The sequence below is a fragment of the Pseudaminobacter sp. Soil_N_29 genome, assembly GCF_057656055.1.
In genome coordinates this window covers 100,521-115,455 of record NZ_JBDGLC010000002.1, presented here as the reverse complement: position 1 = coordinate 115,455, position 14,935 = coordinate 100,521, and the positions used below count along the sequence as shown (strand labels likewise).

The window sequence follows — 14,935 nt, the reverse complement described above, 5'->3', positions numbered from 1 at the left end:
GCGGCTACTGCTGGCCACCTGGGTTCATCAGGGCCGCCAGGGCCCGGCTGTCATGGACAGTAGTGGCTAAAGGTGAATCAATGTTCGATGGGGTCGATGCTCTGCGCCGGCTGGTACTGAACGGTCTTGGCGCCTCCGGTCTGTCCCGGCTGGCGCGCCCGCTTGTGGGCGGCGTCGGCGCCATCCTCATGTTGCATCGCGTTACCGCCCATCCGCGGAAGCCGGATGGCTTCAATCGGCATCTCAACATCGAACCAGCCTTTCTCGATGCGCTGATCGCCGACATGAGGGTTGGCGGCTACGAGTTCGTTACGCTCGATGAGGCGCTGGTGCGCCTTGCGCAGGGCAGGGGCGCCCGGCGTTTCGCGACCATCACCGCCGACGACGCCTATCGCGACAACCTCACCGAGGCTCTTCCAATACTGGAAAAGCACGGTGCGCCCATCACCATCTACGTCGCGCCGGGGCTGATTGATGGCGCGGTCGATCTTTGGTGGGAGGTGGTCGAAGACATTGTGAATAAGCGCGGCATGCTGGTGCTCGAAACGGCGGAAGGCCCGCTCAAGCTCGACTGCTCGACATTGGAGGGGCGCATTCGCGCGAATGCGCGCCTGCACCAGTTTCTGACCGTCGAGACGCGCGAGGAAGATCAGCGCGCCGTGCTGGCCGCGCTGACGCAAGCGAACGGTGTCGATTCACGCGCGCCGAGCCGCGAAACGCTTATGAACTGGGACGAGCTTGCCCAGGCGGCGGCGCATCCTCTGGTCACGATCGGCGCGCATACCGTCCACCACTACAGCCTGAAGCGGCTTGACGCGGAAACGGCGCGCCGCGAGATCGTCGGGGCTGCAACGGTTCTGGAGGAGCGCCTTGGCGCGCGGCCGCGCCATGTGGCCTATCCCTACGGTTATGCCAGCGCGGTCGGCAGTCGCGAGGTGGAATTGGCCAGGGAGGCGGGCTACGCATCTGCCGTCACGACGCGCCACGGCGTTCTGCAGGCCGGCCACGCGCGGCATCTTCACGCCTTGCCCCGCATCTCGGTCAATGGCCGCTATCAGGAGCTCGCCTATCTGCGCACGATGCTGTCGGGCATCACCACGCCGCTCGCAAATCGCGGCAGGACGCTGGTGACGGTATAGATCGAAAGGGGCTATCAGCCCTTCTTCGGCTTGCGCTCGACGAGCAGCCACTTGATGATGCCCATTGCGGGCAATATCCAGAGAAGGCCGGTAAGCAGGAAGAACAGGAAGTGGACCAGCGCGCTGGATTCGCCAAGCCGCGCCACTGCAATCGTCGTCGCCACGAGCGAATAGACGATCACCAGCACGATCAGCAGTATGGTTCCGATCAACTTCTTGAGGCGAATGGGCATGGCTTTTCCTTCGCGGCCGTCCTAGGACTTCCTGGTGCCGTGCGCAAGCCGAACAACGGCGCGACGGCGTGTCGCGCGCATCACAGCCTTGTAACCGCGGCCCCGATGGTCCACCAATCGCCGCGGTTCGAAACGCCGGAATATTGCCATGTCAGCGACGATAAATTCCACTGCGCCCCTTGCCATTCGCGAAAAGGAACTGCGCGACCGCAGGCTGGTCCGCGACTGGCTTTATATTGTGCTGGTGGTGCTTTTTGCTCTGGTCATGGTGGGCGGCGCCACGCGCATGACCGGCTCCGGCCTGTCGATCACCGAGTGGAAGCCGATCCACGGGGTCATTCCGCCGCTCAATCAGGCCGAGTGGCAGGAAGAGTTCGAGAAGTATCAGCAGATCCCGCAATACGAGCAGATCAACAAGGGCATGACCCTTGAGGAGTTCAAGGAAATCTTCTGGTGGGAGTGGGCGCACCGTTTGCTGGCGCGCGGCGTCGGCTTCCTGGTCGCCATTCCGCTTGTGCTGTTCTGGGCGTCGGGCCGCCTCGAGCGCGGGCTGAAGCCGCGTCTCGTCGGGCTGCTGGCACTCGGCGGCCTGCAGGGCGCGGTCGGCTGGTGGATGGTGGCTTCGGGGCTTTCGGAACGTGCTTTCGTCAGCCAGTATAGACTCGCAATCCACCTCACCTTCGCCTGCGTCATCGTCATGGCTGTGACCTATATTGCGCGCGGGCTGGCAATCTATTCGCAAGCGCCGGCCGGGCGAGGCGTGCAGCGCTTCGCCGGCATCATGGTGCTGCTGGTACTGGTGCAGATCTATCTCGGCGCGCTCGTGGCTGGTCTGCATGCAGGCCTGACCTACAACACCTGGCCGCTGATGGACGGCGCCATCATTCCGGGCGATCTGTTCGTCATTGATCCGGCTTGGCGCAACCTGTTCGAAAACCCCAAGACCGTGCAGTTCATCCACCGTATGTTCGCCTATACGGTGCTGGTGGTAGCGATCTGGCATGCCGTGGCGACCGCCCGGGCAGAACCGGGAACGACCCATGCGCGCCGCGCCTGGGTGCTGGTCGGCCTTGTTTTGGTGCAGGCCGCAGTCGGCGTCGGCACGCTGTTGGCTCAGGCGCATATGCATTGGGCACTGCTGCATCAGGGAGTCGCACTTGTGGTGCTTATCTTCGCGACGGCCCACTGGCGCGGCACAAAGGGTGCCTATCCGCTTCCGACCGAGGTGGTTGTCGGAAGGTAACCAGCCGGAACTTTCTCTTGGCGAAGGCCGCGACCGCAGAGGCGCGGCCTTTTCGTTACTTCAGGCTGTCGAGCTGCGACGCCAGAACGCCGACGGGCAGCGCCAGGCAAGCGTCGAGCGAAGACCGGCCCAACGTCCGGATGTGGCGAGAAAACCCAGGGAAAGTAGCAGGGCCGGCCTTCAATCAGACGGGAAGGCCGGCCCTTTATTCTGCGGCTACAGGCCGAGCATCAGGTTCAGGTTCTGCACGGCCGCGCCCGAAGCGCCCTTGCCGAGATTGTCGTAGACGGCAATCAGCAGCGCCTGGGCGCGGGCGTTGTTGGCGCTGACATACAGCTTCATCTTGTTGGTGCCGTTATAGATCTCCGGCTGGATATCGGCGCTGCGCTCGAAGTCGACCAGCGGTGCAACCTCGACCACGCCGCCCTTCACGCCGGCATAATGGTCTGCGATTGCCGCATGCAGTTCCGCGCCGGTGGGCACCTTCGGCAGGCGGCCGAGCTGCAACGGCACCACGGTGATCATGCCTTGCGCGAAATTGCCGACGGCCGGCTGCATGATCGGGTCATGCGAGAGCTTCGCATAGGCGCGCAGCTCGGGGATGTGCTTGTGCTTGAGCATCAGGCCATAGGGAAGGAATTCGGGCGAATCCTCCCCCTGCGCTTCATAGTCCTCGATCATCTGCCGGCCGCCGCCCGAATAGCCGGAGATGCCGTTGATGGTGACGGGGAAGTCGGCCGGCAGCAGGCCGGCGGTGACCAACGGGCGCAAGCCTGCAATGGGACCCTGCGGCCAGCAGCCGGGATTGGCCACTCGCTTGGATGCGGCAATCGCCTGCATCTGCGCCTTGTCCATCTCCGGAAAACCGTAGGTCCAGCCCTCCGCCACGCGGTACGCAGTCGAGGCGTCGATCACCCGTGTGGTGTCGTTCTCGATCAGCGAGACGCTTTCGCGCGCCGCGTCGTCGGGCAGGCACAGAATGGCCACGTCCGCCTTGTTCAGGAACTCGGCGCGCGCTTCCGTTTCCTTGCGTCGTTCGGCAGGAACCGAAATGATCTCCAGGTCGCCGCGGTCAGCCAGCAGTGCCCTGATCTGCAGGCCTGTCGTGCCATGCTCGCCGTCGATGAAGATTTTCGGTTTCATTCCTGTCGTCCGTAAGAAGGTTCACATTGTTTGGCCGACCGCGCCCGAAGCCGGGCTGGTCTGGCTGCTCGGCTCAGGCGCTCTCGCGCGCCTTTCGCTCTGCCAGCAAGCCGACATACTGCATGGCCACGGTGGCGCCCGCGATTGCCGTTATATCGGCGTGGTCGTAGGCCGGCGCAACCTCTACGATATCAGCGCCGACCATGTCGATCTGCGTCATCTGGCGCAATACAGACAGCATTTTGGCTGAGGAGGGGCCGCCAGCAACCGGCGTGCCGGTTCCGGGCGCATATGCGGGGTCGAGGCAGTCTATGTCGAAGGTCACATAGGTCTTCCGACCGCCGGTGCGTTCGGCAATCGCATAGGCGATGTCGGACGCGCGCATTTCTTCCACGTCGTAGCCATAGAGGATCTTGATGCCGAACGTGTCGGGCGCATGGGTGCGGATGCCGATCTGGATCGAGCGATCCGGATCGATGATGCCTTCGCGTACCGCGCGCGCCACGAAGGAGCCGTGGTCGATGCGCTTGCCGTCGTCGTCCCAGGTGTCCTGATGCGCGTCGAATTGCACCAGCGCCATCGGCCCGTGGATGGCCGCATGGGCCTTCAGAACCGGCCAGGTGACGAAATGGTCGCCGCCGAGCGTCAGCAGGAAAGCACCGGATTTCAGGATCTTGGCCGCTTCGCGCTCGATGATGCCCGGCGTTTTCTGGTGGTTGCCGCTATCGAGCAGGCAGTCGCCATAATCGACCACGCCGAGTTCTTCGAACAGATCGAGATGGAACGGATATTGCGGGTCGCAGTCGAAAATGGCCGATGCGCGGCGGATGGCCTGCGGGCCGAAGCGTGCGCCCGGCCGGTTTGTCACGGCCGCGTCGAAGGGGATGCCCCAAACGACCACGTCGGCACCCTTCACGTTCTTGGTATAGCGCCGGCGCATGAAGGACAACGCTCCGGCATAGGTCGGGTCGCCCGAGCGGCCGGTGTTCCTGGTGGCCGTGAAAGCATGGTCAATGGAGTTTGCAGGCATCACGATTTCCTAAACGGGTCTGGTGGGACGAAGCCATTGCGCGGAAACTGCTTGGCTTCGGTCGAGAGGGTTTCGTCCCGGCTCTACACCATTCCGGACGAAAAGTGGACCCGCGCAGACTGCATGTTCTGCCGCAGCCGGCAGGGGCCCGTCCAACTGCTCGTGGCCTTCGCAGAGCCACAAAAAAAAGCCGCCCGAAGGCGGCTTTTCCGACAGGCACCTGTCGCGAGGCAGTGCCCGAATGTTTCGAGCCGCTTAGCGCTTCGAGAACTGGAAGCTGCGGCGAGCCTTGGCCCGGCCGTACTTCTTGCGCTCGACGGTACGGCTGTCGCGGGTCAGGAAGCCGCCCTTCTTGAGCACGCCGCGCAGCGCCGGCTCGTAGTAGGTCAGCGCCTTGGAGATGCCGTGACGGACCGCGCCGGCCTGGCCGGAGAGGCCGCCGCCGACAACGGTGGCGATGATGTCGAACTGGCCTTCGCGGTTGGTCGCCACGATCGGCTGCTTCAGGATCATCTGCAACACCGGACGGGCGAAATAGGCGCCGTATTCCTTGTCGTTGATGATGATCTTGCCGGTGCCGGGCTTGACCCAGACGCGAGCGATGGCGTCCTTGCGCTTGCCGGTGGCGTAGGCGCGGCCCTGGGCATCCAGCTTCTGGACGTGGACCGGAGCGGCCGGCTGTGCGGCGGCAACGGTGCCGAGATCTGCGAGCGAGTTGAGCTCAGCCATGATTACGAAGCCTTCTTGTTCTTGGCGTTCAGCGCGCCGACGTCGAGCGTCTCGGGCTGCTGGGCGACATGCGGGTGTTCAGAGCCGGCGTAAACGCGCAGGTTTTTCATCTGGCGACGGCCGAGCGGGCCGCGCGGGATCATGCGTTCCACGGCCTTCTCAAGCAGACGCTCGGGGAAACGGCCTTCGATCAGCTGGCGAGCGGTGCGCTCCTTGATGCCGCCGGGGTGGCCGGTGTGCCAGTAGTACATCTTGTCGGTGTACTTCTTGCCGGTGAGCACGACCTTCTCGGCGTTGATGATGATGACGTTGTCACCGTCGTCGACGTGAGGCGTGAAGGTGGGCTTATGCTTGCCGCGCAGGCGGTTGGCGACGATGGATGCGAGACGGCCGACGACGAGACCTTCGGCGTCGATCAGCACCCACTTCTTCACCACGTCCGCAGGCTTCTGCGAAAAGGTTTTCATGGATCTTGCTTTCGTTCTGGACCTTCCGGAGAAGGCGTTTCTTGTTGCTTGGTTTGCCGGATGGCCGAGGCCGCCCGCCAAATACAAGGACTGCGGCCTGGAAGGCTGCTGGTCCAGACGGGCTTATAGGCAAAGCCCAATATTCGCGTCAAGTGGGCGTTGCCGGATCGGCCTATAATAAATTCCTTAAAAACAAAGACTTAAGATTGTGGTATTATTTTACCGTACCGAACCGTTCCGTTTCGGCGGAATCGAATAGGTGCCGGTAGCGTGCGCCACCGTGCGATTATCCGCCCCGGCCACGATGTCGATGTCGAACACCATCAGGCTTTTTCCCATCTTCAGGATGCGGCAGTGACCCAGAATCGGCCCGGCCTCGGCCTTGCGCATGAAATTTATGTTGAGATTGGTTGTGACGGACAGCGCGTCCGCACCGGCATGGGTGAGCACGCAGACATAGCCGCCAATGTCGGCGAGCGTGAACAGCGAAGGCCCGGAAACCGTGCCGCCGGGGCGCAGGTGCCGCTCGTCGGCGTTCAGCCGCACCGTGCAGCCGCCCGGAAACACGTCGACCGCCTCGTAGGCGGCGAATTCGCCATTGAGCTGCGGATAGACCGAGCGTAGCAGGGTGTTGGCCTCGGCGGCTGTCATGTGCGGGGTAAGGTTGTTCTGGGTCGGCATGGCGAGTTTCGTCGGCCTCATTCGTGAATGCTGCCGCTTCGGCGGCGTTGCGCGCACGGAAACTTGCGCAAGTTCGCGGCCATAAGACCCGTTTGGCCCCTGTTCTTCAACCCGGGCCGTGGTAGTTCTTTGGCAAGCTTGAATGCGTGGCTGTCTCATACAACATTGGAAGACCACGCGTTGATTGAAGGTGTCGCGGCCGCCGTCATGGGCAGTTACCGTGGTGCGCAACAAAGCCGGAGAATAACATTGGCCGAAATCCTCGCCATGAAAGCCGCCGCCGAAGGGCCGGTCACCGCAATTTCCAGGGATGGCGTGCTGCGCCTGACGCTGTCCAATCCGCCGGCAAATGCGCTGTCACTGGCGACAATGGCCGCGCTCCAGGCCGAATTCGACCGCGCCCGCGACGACAAGGCGGTGCGGGTGATCGCGCTGGCAGCAGAAGGCAAGGTGTTCTGCGCCGGCCATGACCTCAAGGAAATGACGGTGCATCGCGCCGATGCCGACGGGGGCAGGGCCTTCTTCGAGCGCACCATGGCCGCCTGCGCGCAGCTGATGCAGACCATCGTGCGCCATCCAAAGCCTGTCATCGCTGAGGTGGCCGGGCTGGCGACTGCGGCCGGTTGCCAGCTTGTGGCAAGCTGCGATCTTGCAATCGCCTCCAGTGAGGCCACCTTCTGCACGCCCGGCGTCAATATCGGCCTGTTCTGCTCCACGCCGATGGTTGCGCTATCGCGCAACGTGTCACGCAAGCAGGCGATGGAAATGTTGCTCACCGGCGAGACGATCGACGCCACGACCGCGCGGGAATTCGGGCTGGTCAATCGTGTCGTGCCACCCGAGTATCTGAACCAGATCGTGAGCAAATATGCTCAAACCATCGCATCCAAGTCGCCGCTGACGTTGAAGATCGGCAAGGAAGCCTTTTATGCGCAGGCCGAGATGGGGCTTTCGGATGCATATGAATACGCCTCGCGCGTGATGGTCGAAAACATGCTGGCGCGCGACGCCGAGGAAGGCATCGGCGCCTTCATCGAAAAACGCAAGCCGGAGTGGAAGGGGGAATAAGCTCTCGCGATTGCCCTCGTCCGTCCTGAAAGCGCATGAAGACATGAACCACGACGCCTACGAAAACTCCTACATCGCCGGCATCCTGAACTCGGTGAAGACCATCGCGGTGGTCGGCGCCTCGGCGAACGAGGCGCGGCCGAGCTATTTCGTGATGAAATACCTGCTCGCCAAGGGCTACTCCGTCATCCCGGTCAATCCGGGGCAGGCGGGCAAGGAGATCCTCGGGCGGATGACCTATGCCAGGGTGGCCGACATTCCGGTGCCGATCGACATGGTGGACATTTTTCGCGCCTCCGAGGCGGTGCCGGCAATCGTCGACGAGGTTCTGGCGCTCAAGCCGCTACCCAAGGTTATCTGGACGCAGTTGACCGTGCGCCACGATGAAGCGGCCGCGCGGGCGGAAGCCGCCGGCATCAAGGTCGTCATGAACCGCTGCCCAAAGATCGAATATGCGCGACTGGCCGGTGAAATCGGCTGGAACGGCGTCAATTCAGGCGTCGTTTCGGCCAGGAAGCCGGTGCTGCGCGGGGGCTTCCAGAGTTTCGGTGTCAGGCAGCGCTAGTTTTGTAAAATTATTCCCGCCGCGGCTGCATTTTGCGGCGCAACGGCTCAATTGCCGGTCTGGCGAGGCATTTTGTTCTTTGCATTCCCGGCGGCGGTCCGTCAAGAATAGCAACGAATTTCAGCATCCCTTTTCGGAGAAAACGATGTCCCAACGCACCCCTGGCTTCAACACGCTCGCCGTGCATGCCGGCGCCAAGCCCGATCCGGCCACGGGCGCGCGCGCCACGCCGATCTACCAGACGACGGCCTATGTGTTCGATGATGTCGACCACGCCGCCTCGCTGTTCGGCCTCAAGGCTTTCGGCAACATCTACACGCGCATCATGAACCCGACCCAGGCGGTGCTTGAGGAGCGCGTGGCCGCGCTCGAGGGAGGCACGGCGGCGGTGGCGACGGCTTCCGGCCATGCCGCGCAGTTGCTGGTGTTCCACACCATCATGCAGCCGGGCGAGAACTTCATCGCGGCCCGGAAGCTCTATGGCGGCTCGATCAACCAGTTCGGCCATGCCTTCAAGAATTTCGGCTGGGAAGTGCGCTGGGCCGATGTCGATGACCTGTCGACCTTTGAGAGCCAGATCGACGACAAGACCCGCGCCATCTTCATCGAGAGCCTGGCGAACCCCGGCGGCGTGTTCGTCGACATCGAGGCGATCGGCAACATCGCGCGCAAGCACGGCCTGCCGCTTATCGTCGACAACACCATGGCCAGCCCCTATCTGGTGCGCCCGATCGAGCATGGCGCCGACGTCGTCGTGCATTCGCTGACCAAGTTCATCGGCGGCCATGGCAACTCCATGGGCGGCATCATTGTCGACGGCGGCACCTTCGACTGGTCGAAGTCGGGCAACTACCCGATGCTGTCGCAGCCGCGTCCGGAATATGGCGGCCTCGTGCTGCACGAAACCTTCGGCAACTTCGCCTTCGCCATCGCCACGCGTGTGCTCGGCCTGCGCGACTTCGGCCCGGCGATCTCGCCGTTCAACGCCTTCCTGATCCAGACCGGCCTGGAAACCCTGCCGCTGCGCATGCAGCGCCACAGCGACAACGCGCTGAAGGTGGCAGAGTGGCTGTCCAGGCACGACAAGGTCGCCTGGGTGTCCTATCCGGGCCTGCCGGGCGACAAGAACCATGCGCTGCAGCAGAAATACTCGCCCAAGGGCGCGGGTGCCGTCTTCACCTTCGGCCTGAAGGGCGGCTACGAGGCCGGCGTCAAGCTGGTGGAATCGCTGGAGCTGTTCTCGCACCTGGCCAATATCGGTGACACCAAGTCGCTGGTCATCCACCCGGCCTCGACCACGCACCGCCAGCTCTCCGACGAGCAGAAGATCGCCGCCGGCGCCGGTCCGGACGTGGTGCGCCTGTCGGTCGGCATCGAGGATGTCGCCGACATCATCGCCGACCTGGAACAGGCGCTGGCCCAGGCCTGAAGCCGCAAGCCGAAATTTGAACCTGCGCCCCGGACGCCATTCGGCCGTCCGGGGCCGTTTCCGTTTGCTGGAGGGAGAACAGCGTGACCGAAAAATTCCTGACCGTTGACATTGCCGGTATAGAGCCGGAGGAGGGCGCCCCGGCCGAGGGGCGGCTTATTTCTGGCAACCCGAAGTTCCGAAGCTGGAACGTCGAAGATGTCGATGGCGGTCTTTTTGCCGGCATCTGGGAGTCGACGCCCGGCAAATGGCGCATCGAATATGACGAGTGGGAGTTCTGCCACATCCTTTCCGGCGTTTCGATCATTACCGAGGATGGCGGCGAGCCGCGCACGGTGAAGGCAGGCGACCGCTTTGTCATCCGCCCCGGCTTCAAGGGTAGCTGGGAAGTGATCGAAACCACGCGCAAGGATTATGTGATCCGGCTCTAGTTTTTGTTGCCCGGTATTTGACAGATATGCATTGATCTAAAGAGTTTTGCCGCCACCGGAATAGAGTGGGCAGATGACGAAAGTTTATCTCGTCAACCTTGATAGATCTGTTGCCCGCTTGGAGCATATGCGGCGCCAGTTTGCTGCACTCGGCTTGGAGGTCGAGCGCGTGTCAGCCACGGACGGCTCGTTAATTGACCTCACCCCTTATGCCGGCAGCGGGCTGCTGCCCGGTGAGATCGGCTGTTTTCTCAGCCATCGCGAAATCTGGGAGAAGCTGGTGCGATCCGAGGAGGAATATGCCCTGGTGCTCGAAGACGATGTGCGCCTGAGCCCCGATCTTCCCAGGCTGCTCTCGGCTCTCGACTGGGTTCCGGGTTCGGCCGGGCTGGTGAAGCTCGACACTTCCGGGGGTCTTATCGGCGTGGGCAAATCAGGGGCGAGGACGCCCTGCCGGCGCTCGCTGCATTTGCTGCGCACCCACCACGGCGGCACGGCGGGCTACATCGTCAGCCGCGCTTACGCGGCAAGGTTGCTCGCAGGTTCCACGACCTTGAGGGAGGCGGTGGATCACTTCATGTTCGGCCACGATGCGGTGGCGAATGACGATGGCCAGATCTGGCAACTGATCCCCGCACCGGTCGCCCAGGAAAAGCGGTTTAGTCCCAAGCCGGATCAGGAGTTCGAAAGCCTCATACAGCCCAGCCGGCGCAGGCGCCGCTCGCTCCCGCGGCGGCTCCTACGCAGTCTGGGCAAGCCGTTCAGCTGGCTGGCCGGTGCGACCGAAAGACTATATCGGTCGGCCACCGGAGACATTCGTTTCGTGAAGATGACTTTCAGATAGGTTGCCTGAGCGTTCCTACCACCTGCACGTCAGCCTCTCCAACCCGTGGAAATGGTAGCTGTCGCGGTAGAGGGGTTCTTCGGCCAGCGAAATCTGCGGCAGCCTGTCGAACAGCACTTTCAGCGAGGTCTGCATCTCCAGTCGCGCCAGCGGCGCGCCGATGCAGAAATGGATGCCGGCGCCGAAAGACACGTTCTTCTGGTCGCTGCGGCCGGGCTGGAATTCATCCGGTGCGGCATAGGCTTCCGGATCGCGGTTGGCGCAGCCAAGCAGCAGGCCCACCTGCTGGCCCTGCTTCAGCGTCAGGCCCTCCGCGGCCTCGATCTCGCCATAGGCATAGCGCGTGAACATGTGCAGCGGCGCGTCGTAGCGCAGGCATTCCTCTACCGTCGCGGCAGTGGCTTCGGGCGAAGCGAAGAAGCGGCGCGGGTCGCCGCCCTGCTTCAGTATGGTGCGCACCGCATTGCCGGTCTGGTGCACGGTTGCCTCGTGGCCGGCGTTGAGCAGCAGGATGGCCGACGATACGAGTTCGTCTTCGGTCAGTTTCTGGCCGTCTTCCTGCGCCGAGATCAGCAAGCTGAGCAGGTCGTCGCCCGGATTCTTGCGCCGCTCGGCCACATAGGCGCGCAGAAAGTCGGAAAACGCCTGCGAAGCGGCATTGGCCCGGTCTTCGGTCTCGCGGGTGCGCCCGTGCATATACATGGCCACCATGTCGTGGGACCAGGCCAGAAGCTGTGGGCCCATTTCCACCGGCACGCCCAGCATCTCGGCGATGATGGTGATCGGCAGCGGCGCGGCAAAGGCCGGCAAAAGGTCGACCTGGCCGCCTGCCTCGAAGCCATCGATCAGTTCGTTGGCCAGCGCTTCCACGCGCGGACGCAGGCGCTCGACCTGGCGCGAGACGAAGGCGCGGTTGACCAGCGTGCGGAGGCGCGTGTGCACCGGCGGCTCCAACTCCAGCATCGAGTTGGCCTCGATCGCATCGAAAGCCGTCAGGTGCGAGCGGTCGCCGGCAAGACCCTGGTCGTCCGCGCCCGCAGGCTTTTCGCGGCCGAAGCGGCGATCGCGCAGCAGGCGATTCACGTCGTCGTAGCCGGCAAGGCACCAGAAGCCGAAATCTTCCCAGAAGAAGCTGCGCGCATTGGCATGCAGCCACGCATAGGCCTCATAAGGGTCTTGCACGAAACGCTGCTCATGCGGGTCGAGCCGCAGGCAGCGCGTGGCGGGGTCGTAATTCAGGTAGGATGGAGGTGCGGAGATGTTCGTCATGGCGGCCTGTTTAGCCCGCCTTGCCAGGCCTGATCCAGTGCATATCTGTCGCGCGCCCGGTTTTGGTTTGATCCAGAAGCCCTTGGGGCTTCCCGACCGGCTCCCGAGAAACTGCCAGAAACAAGGTGGGCATCGGCGCGCTCGACCACCAGGGTCGGCGAGGTCGATCTGGCCGCGCGGATACGCATGCGCAGTTGCCAACGCGCGCGGTCCACGATCTCTGAAACGTCGCGTTCTAAGCGTGGCTTGTCGAGAGAGAAGCCTAGGCGCGGCCCGCTACGCCACAGCGCTCAAGTGCTGAGGCGAGGGTCGTGGTTTCGGTAAGCCCAAGCACCTTGCGGATGGCGTCGGTGCTTTCGCTCACCACGATCTGCCCCATGACATGGGTGACCATGGTGCCTCGGCCATGTTCTCTCATCGCGACGATATGGTTGGTGTTGAGATAAACGAGTTTGCCGTCAAAATCCGTTAGTGCAATCCACATGCCGGTCCCCTTGCAGTCGCCAAACGCTGCCCCCTCAGGCCGGATGAACTGCCTCCCTCGTCAAGGCCCACGTACATCTGAGAAAAATCATAGTCCCGCAAAATCGAATCGATTGCAACGGTCTGCTCCGATTCGCGAAAGCCGCAGGGCTTGGATCTGCTGTGGCTTCCCAAATCGATCTCAGCGCGGCGATTCATTCGCTCTTCCACGTGGCAGGTGGGTCTGGTGGGCGGATCACCTCGCCGCCAGTTCGCCACAGGCAGAGGATCGCGAGAAAGGGCGTGGAGGCAAATGCGAGCGATTCGCGCAAAGCGTGTGCGGGCAGCCCAAGTCTGCCAAGGCGGATCGCATTTTCCTGGAGATGAGTGGCACGCCCAACGGGACTCGAACCCGTGTTTCCGCCGTGAAAGGGCGGCGTCCTAGACCGCTAGACGATGGGCGCGCGGCAGGGATGAGCGCCTTATAGACAGGCAATCGGCGGTGGGCAACCCATCAAATGGCGCGGCAGGTTCTTGACGGCCAATGATCGCAGGAAAAGTCGTTGCAAGCCAAAGCATGACGTTCACGCGCTGCGTTAGCCTGCGCCAGTAAGCCGATAGCTCGCCAAGGTTTTATGGGAAAACCACTGGCACGCCCAACGGGACTCGAACCCGTGTTTCCGCCGTGAAAGGGCGGCGTCCTAGACCGCTAGACGATGGGCGCGCGGTGGAGATGGCGCCTTATAGACAGGCAATTGGTGGCGGGCAACCCATCAAAGCGAGCTTCAGCAGATTTTTTTCGCGTCACTGGCGGCGACGGCAGCGCCAGTTCCAGTCCCGCTCGGGGCCGACGTCCACATGCACGGAATCCGTGTGGCAATAGGTGCCCACGCCGCCGCGGCCGGGCATGGAGCGCACGTAGTTTGCAAGCTCCCACTTGCTCACGCCTTCGATCTGGATGTCGGCAGCCGCGCAATACATATGCAGCGAGTTCTTGGCCCCGCGCGCGCGACGGTTGTGAGAGGGGCTGCGGTAGCCGGAAGTCACGATGATCTTGCCGCCGTAACGCTGCTCGATGGCCTTCAGCATGCGCACAAGGGACGGCTTGAGGCAGGCAATGTCGACGTTTTCGGTCTGGCGCAACAGTCCGTTGGGAGCAAGGCGCGCCAATCCGGCCGCTGACGCCAGCTGGTATGTGCCGGCTTCGTCCTCGTGCAGGTCGACGTCGCTGTCGTCGTCTATGCCGGACTTTCGGGTGATTTCAAAAAGGCCGCTCTGGCGCACGCCTGGCAGGGCTGATTCGCCGGTGATGGAAGCCAGAGCCGCGGGCTTCGCGGAGGGATCAGCGGCAGCAATCTGGATGATCGGCTTTGCCTGCGGCTGCTCGGCGGTCTCTATCAGCGGTTTGCTGGCAGGGGCGGCGGTTGCGACCAGAGGCTTTGCCGAAACACCAGGCGCTCCGCGACCGGAACCCGCCGCAGTGACGGGCGATGCCGAAGAGGGGGAGCCGAAGAGCGAGGTGAAGAATCCCTTCTTCTTCGGCGCTTCCGGCTGGGCAGCCTCGGGAGTGCTGGCCGCCGACGATTCGGCCTGAACCGCCACGCCTGTGTCGGGGTTGGGGGCAACAGCGGCTTCCGCCGCTCCGACCACTTGGGAGGGTGCTGTCTCGGGCAGGCTGCCGGTGGGCGTCGCGTCCGCCTGGGTCTCGGCAGCTGCGGCCGGCTTGGCCGGCTCTGCTGCCTGCGCGGCAGCAATCGCCAGCCGCTCGGCCTGTGCTTCTGCCGCAACGGCCTCCTGCAGTGAAATGGTGGCGCCGGTGGCTGGCTTGGCTGTAGGCAGGTAGGCAACCGCCAAAGGCAGTTCCTTGTCGTTGGCGTCCATCACCGTTGTCATCGCTGGCGCGGTGTTCGCATCTGCAGCTGCTGGCGTAGCTTCTGCGAGTTGCGCGCCTTCGGCCGGCGCCGCTTCATTGCCGTCGACGGCGGCCTCTGCCGCCTCGGCCGGCGTGACCCCGACATTGAAACCCGGCGCGTTGAAATCGAGGTTGGGATCGTTGGTCGAGGTGCAGGATGCAAGCAGCGCACAGCAAAGCGCAGCCAGCACCGCACGGCTTTCTCGTTTGGCGACGCGAGTGCCTACTGCGGTCAAACCTATCCCCTTCTTGTCTTTATATTCGCGTGGTGGATGGGCACGGCGTTCAAA

General features: G+C 63.2%; 16 protein-coding genes and 2 tRNA genes. 7 read left to right on the top strand and 11 right to left on the bottom strand.

Translation table 11 applies throughout. The annotated features are described in order from the left end of the window. Positions 1 to 80: 80 nt before the first annotated feature. Complete coding sequence (locus AC3A4H_RS06560) at positions 81 to 1,139, top strand: polysaccharide deacetylase family protein (RefSeq protein ID WP_487765982.1); 1,059 nt, start codon at positions 81 to 83, stop codon at positions 1,137 to 1,139. Positions 1,140 to 1,153: 14 nt separating this feature from the next. Here the strand turns inward: AC3A4H_RS06560 and AC3A4H_RS06555 are convergent, their stop codons facing one another. Beyond that, positions 1,154 to 1,372, bottom strand: a complete 219-nt coding sequence (locus tag AC3A4H_RS06555; RefSeq protein ID WP_348776970.1) for a DUF2842 domain-containing protein — start codon at positions 1,370 to 1,372, stop codon at positions 1,154 to 1,156. Between the two features lie 148 nt (positions 1,373 to 1,520). Between AC3A4H_RS06555 and AC3A4H_RS06550 the strand changes: the two genes are divergently transcribed. Beyond that, on the top strand, positions 1,521 to 2,615 hold the full coding sequence (locus tag AC3A4H_RS06550; RefSeq protein ID WP_487765981.1) for a COX15/CtaA family protein: 1,095 nt from the start codon (positions 1,521 to 1,523) through the stop codon (positions 2,613 to 2,615). A 216-nt stretch (positions 2,616 to 2,831) separates the two neighbouring features. On the opposite strand, the gene argC is transcribed toward AC3A4H_RS06550, so the two are convergent. The 5 genes from argC to AC3A4H_RS06525 all read right to left on the bottom strand — a co-directional run bounded on the left by argC (position 2,832) and on the right by AC3A4H_RS06525 (position 6,665). Then, positions 2,832 to 3,758, bottom strand: a complete 927-nt coding sequence (gene argC / locus AC3A4H_RS06545; protein WP_487765980.1) for an N-acetyl-gamma-glutamyl-phosphate reductase — start codon at positions 3,756 to 3,758, stop codon at positions 2,832 to 2,834. A gap of 73 nt (positions 3,759 to 3,831) precedes the next feature. Further along, positions 3,832 to 4,788, bottom strand: a complete 957-nt coding sequence (gene speB, locus AC3A4H_RS06540; protein WP_487765979.1) for an agmatinase — start codon at positions 4,786 to 4,788, stop codon at positions 3,832 to 3,834. A gap of 255 nt (positions 4,789 to 5,043) precedes the next feature. After that, the gene (rpsI, locus tag AC3A4H_RS06535) at positions 5,044 to 5,517 is read right to left on the bottom strand and encodes a 30S ribosomal protein S9 (protein WP_348776966.1); all 474 of its coding nucleotides are present in this window, start codon (positions 5,515 to 5,517) and stop codon (positions 5,044 to 5,046) included. Positions 5,518 to 5,519: 2 nt separating this feature from the next. Then, positions 5,520 to 5,984: a 50S ribosomal protein L13 gene (gene rplM / locus AC3A4H_RS06530; RefSeq protein WP_348776965.1), complete on the bottom strand. Its 465-nt coding sequence runs from the start codon at positions 5,982 to 5,984 to the stop codon at positions 5,520 to 5,522. Positions 5,985 to 6,203: 219 nt separating this feature from the next. Continuing rightward, positions 6,204 to 6,665, bottom strand: a complete 462-nt coding sequence (locus AC3A4H_RS06525; RefSeq protein ID WP_487765978.1) for a PaaI family thioesterase — start codon at positions 6,663 to 6,665, stop codon at positions 6,204 to 6,206. 249 nt (positions 6,666 to 6,914) lie between these two features. On the opposite strand from AC3A4H_RS06525, the gene AC3A4H_RS06520 reads away from it, so the two are divergent. From AC3A4H_RS06520 to AC3A4H_RS06500, 5 genes are all read left to right on the top strand, one after another. Further along, entirely contained in the window at positions 6,915 to 7,733 is an 819-nt protein-coding gene (locus tag AC3A4H_RS06520; protein WP_487765977.1) for an enoyl-CoA hydratase, read from the top strand. A gap of 43 nt (positions 7,734 to 7,776) precedes the next feature. Next, on the top strand, positions 7,777 to 8,298 hold the full coding sequence (locus tag AC3A4H_RS06515) for a CoA-binding protein (protein WP_487765976.1): 522 nt from the start codon (positions 7,777 to 7,779) through the stop codon (positions 8,296 to 8,298). Between the two features lie 145 nt (positions 8,299 to 8,443). Then, positions 8,444 to 9,727 carry an O-acetylhomoserine aminocarboxypropyltransferase gene (locus tag AC3A4H_RS06510; RefSeq protein ID WP_487765975.1) on the top strand — a complete coding sequence of 428 codons (1,284 nt, stop codon included), beginning with the start codon at positions 8,444 to 8,446 and terminating at the stop codon, positions 9,725 to 9,727. An 83-nt stretch (positions 9,728 to 9,810) separates the two neighbouring features. Continuing rightward, a complete protein-coding gene (locus AC3A4H_RS06505; RefSeq protein ID WP_487765974.1) occupies positions 9,811 to 10,158 on the top strand; it encodes a cupin domain-containing protein in 348 nt (115 codons plus the stop codon). A gap of 73 nt (positions 10,159 to 10,231) precedes the next feature. Continuing rightward, entirely contained in the window at positions 10,232 to 11,002 is a 771-nt protein-coding gene (locus tag AC3A4H_RS06500) for a glycosyltransferase family 25 protein (protein ID WP_487765973.1), read from the top strand. Positions 11,003 to 11,017: 15 nt separating this feature from the next. Here the strand turns inward: AC3A4H_RS06500 and AC3A4H_RS06495 are convergent, their stop codons facing one another. The 5 genes from AC3A4H_RS06495 to AC3A4H_RS06475 all read right to left on the bottom strand — a co-directional run bounded on the left by AC3A4H_RS06495 (position 11,018) and on the right by AC3A4H_RS06475 (position 14,881). After that, positions 11,018 to 12,271, bottom strand: a complete 1,254-nt coding sequence (locus AC3A4H_RS06495; protein WP_487765972.1) for a cytochrome P450 — start codon at positions 12,269 to 12,271, stop codon at positions 11,018 to 11,020. A 262-nt stretch (positions 12,272 to 12,533) separates the two neighbouring features. Further along, complete coding sequence (locus AC3A4H_RS06490; protein WP_348776957.1) at positions 12,534 to 12,755, bottom strand: hypothetical protein; 222 nt, start codon at positions 12,753 to 12,755, stop codon at positions 12,534 to 12,536. Positions 12,756 to 13,121: 366 nt separating this feature from the next. Further along, positions 13,122 to 13,197 (bottom strand) — tRNA-Glu (locus AC3A4H_RS06485). 184 nt (positions 13,198 to 13,381) lie between these two features. Continuing rightward, positions 13,382 to 13,457 (bottom strand) — tRNA-Glu (locus tag AC3A4H_RS06480). Positions 13,458 to 13,537: 80 nt separating this feature from the next. Next, a complete protein-coding gene (locus AC3A4H_RS06475) occupies positions 13,538 to 14,881 on the bottom strand; it encodes a YcbK family protein (RefSeq protein ID WP_487765971.1) in 1,344 nt (447 codons plus the stop codon). Between the last annotated feature and the right edge of the window lie 54 nt (positions 14,882 to 14,935).

Coding starts and splice junctions, on each gene's coding strand:
- AC3A4H_RS06560 (WP_487765982.1), top strand. CDS start 81: ATGTTCGATGGGGTCGATGCTCTGCGCCGGCTGGTACTGAACGGTCTT.
- AC3A4H_RS06555 (WP_348776970.1), bottom strand. CDS start 1,372: ATGCCCATTCGCCTCAAGAAGTTGATCGGAACCATACTGCTGATCGTG.
- AC3A4H_RS06550 (WP_487765981.1), top strand. CDS start 1,521: ATGTCAGCGACGATAAATTCCACTGCGCCCCTTGCCATTCGCGAAAAG.
- argC (WP_487765980.1), bottom strand. CDS start 3,758: ATGAAACCGAAAATCTTCATCGACGGCGAGCATGGCACGACAGGCCTG.
- speB (WP_487765979.1), bottom strand. CDS start 4,788: ATGCCTGCAAACTCCATTGACCATGCTTTCACGGCCACCAGGAACACC.
- rpsI (WP_348776966.1), bottom strand. CDS start 5,517: ATGGCTGAGCTCAACTCGCTCGCAGATCTCGGCACCGTTGCCGCCGCA.
- rplM (WP_348776965.1), bottom strand. CDS start 5,984: ATGAAAACCTTTTCGCAGAAGCCTGCGGACGTGGTGAAGAAGTGGGTG.
- AC3A4H_RS06525 (WP_487765978.1), bottom strand. CDS start 6,665: ATGCCGACCCAGAACAACCTTACCCCGCACATGACAGCCGCCGAGGCC.
- AC3A4H_RS06515 (WP_487765976.1), top strand. CDS start 7,777: ATGAACCACGACGCCTACGAAAACTCCTACATCGCCGGCATCCTGAAC.
- AC3A4H_RS06510 (WP_487765975.1), top strand. CDS start 8,444: ATGTCCCAACGCACCCCTGGCTTCAACACGCTCGCCGTGCATGCCGGC.
- AC3A4H_RS06500 (WP_487765973.1), top strand. CDS start 10,232: ATGACGAAAGTTTATCTCGTCAACCTTGATAGATCTGTTGCCCGCTTG.
- AC3A4H_RS06495 (WP_487765972.1), bottom strand. CDS start 12,271: ATGACGAACATCTCCGCACCTCCATCCTACCTGAATTACGACCCCGCC.
- AC3A4H_RS06490 (WP_348776957.1), bottom strand. CDS start 12,755: ATGTGGATTGCACTAACGGATTTTGACGGCAAACTCGTTTATCTCAAC.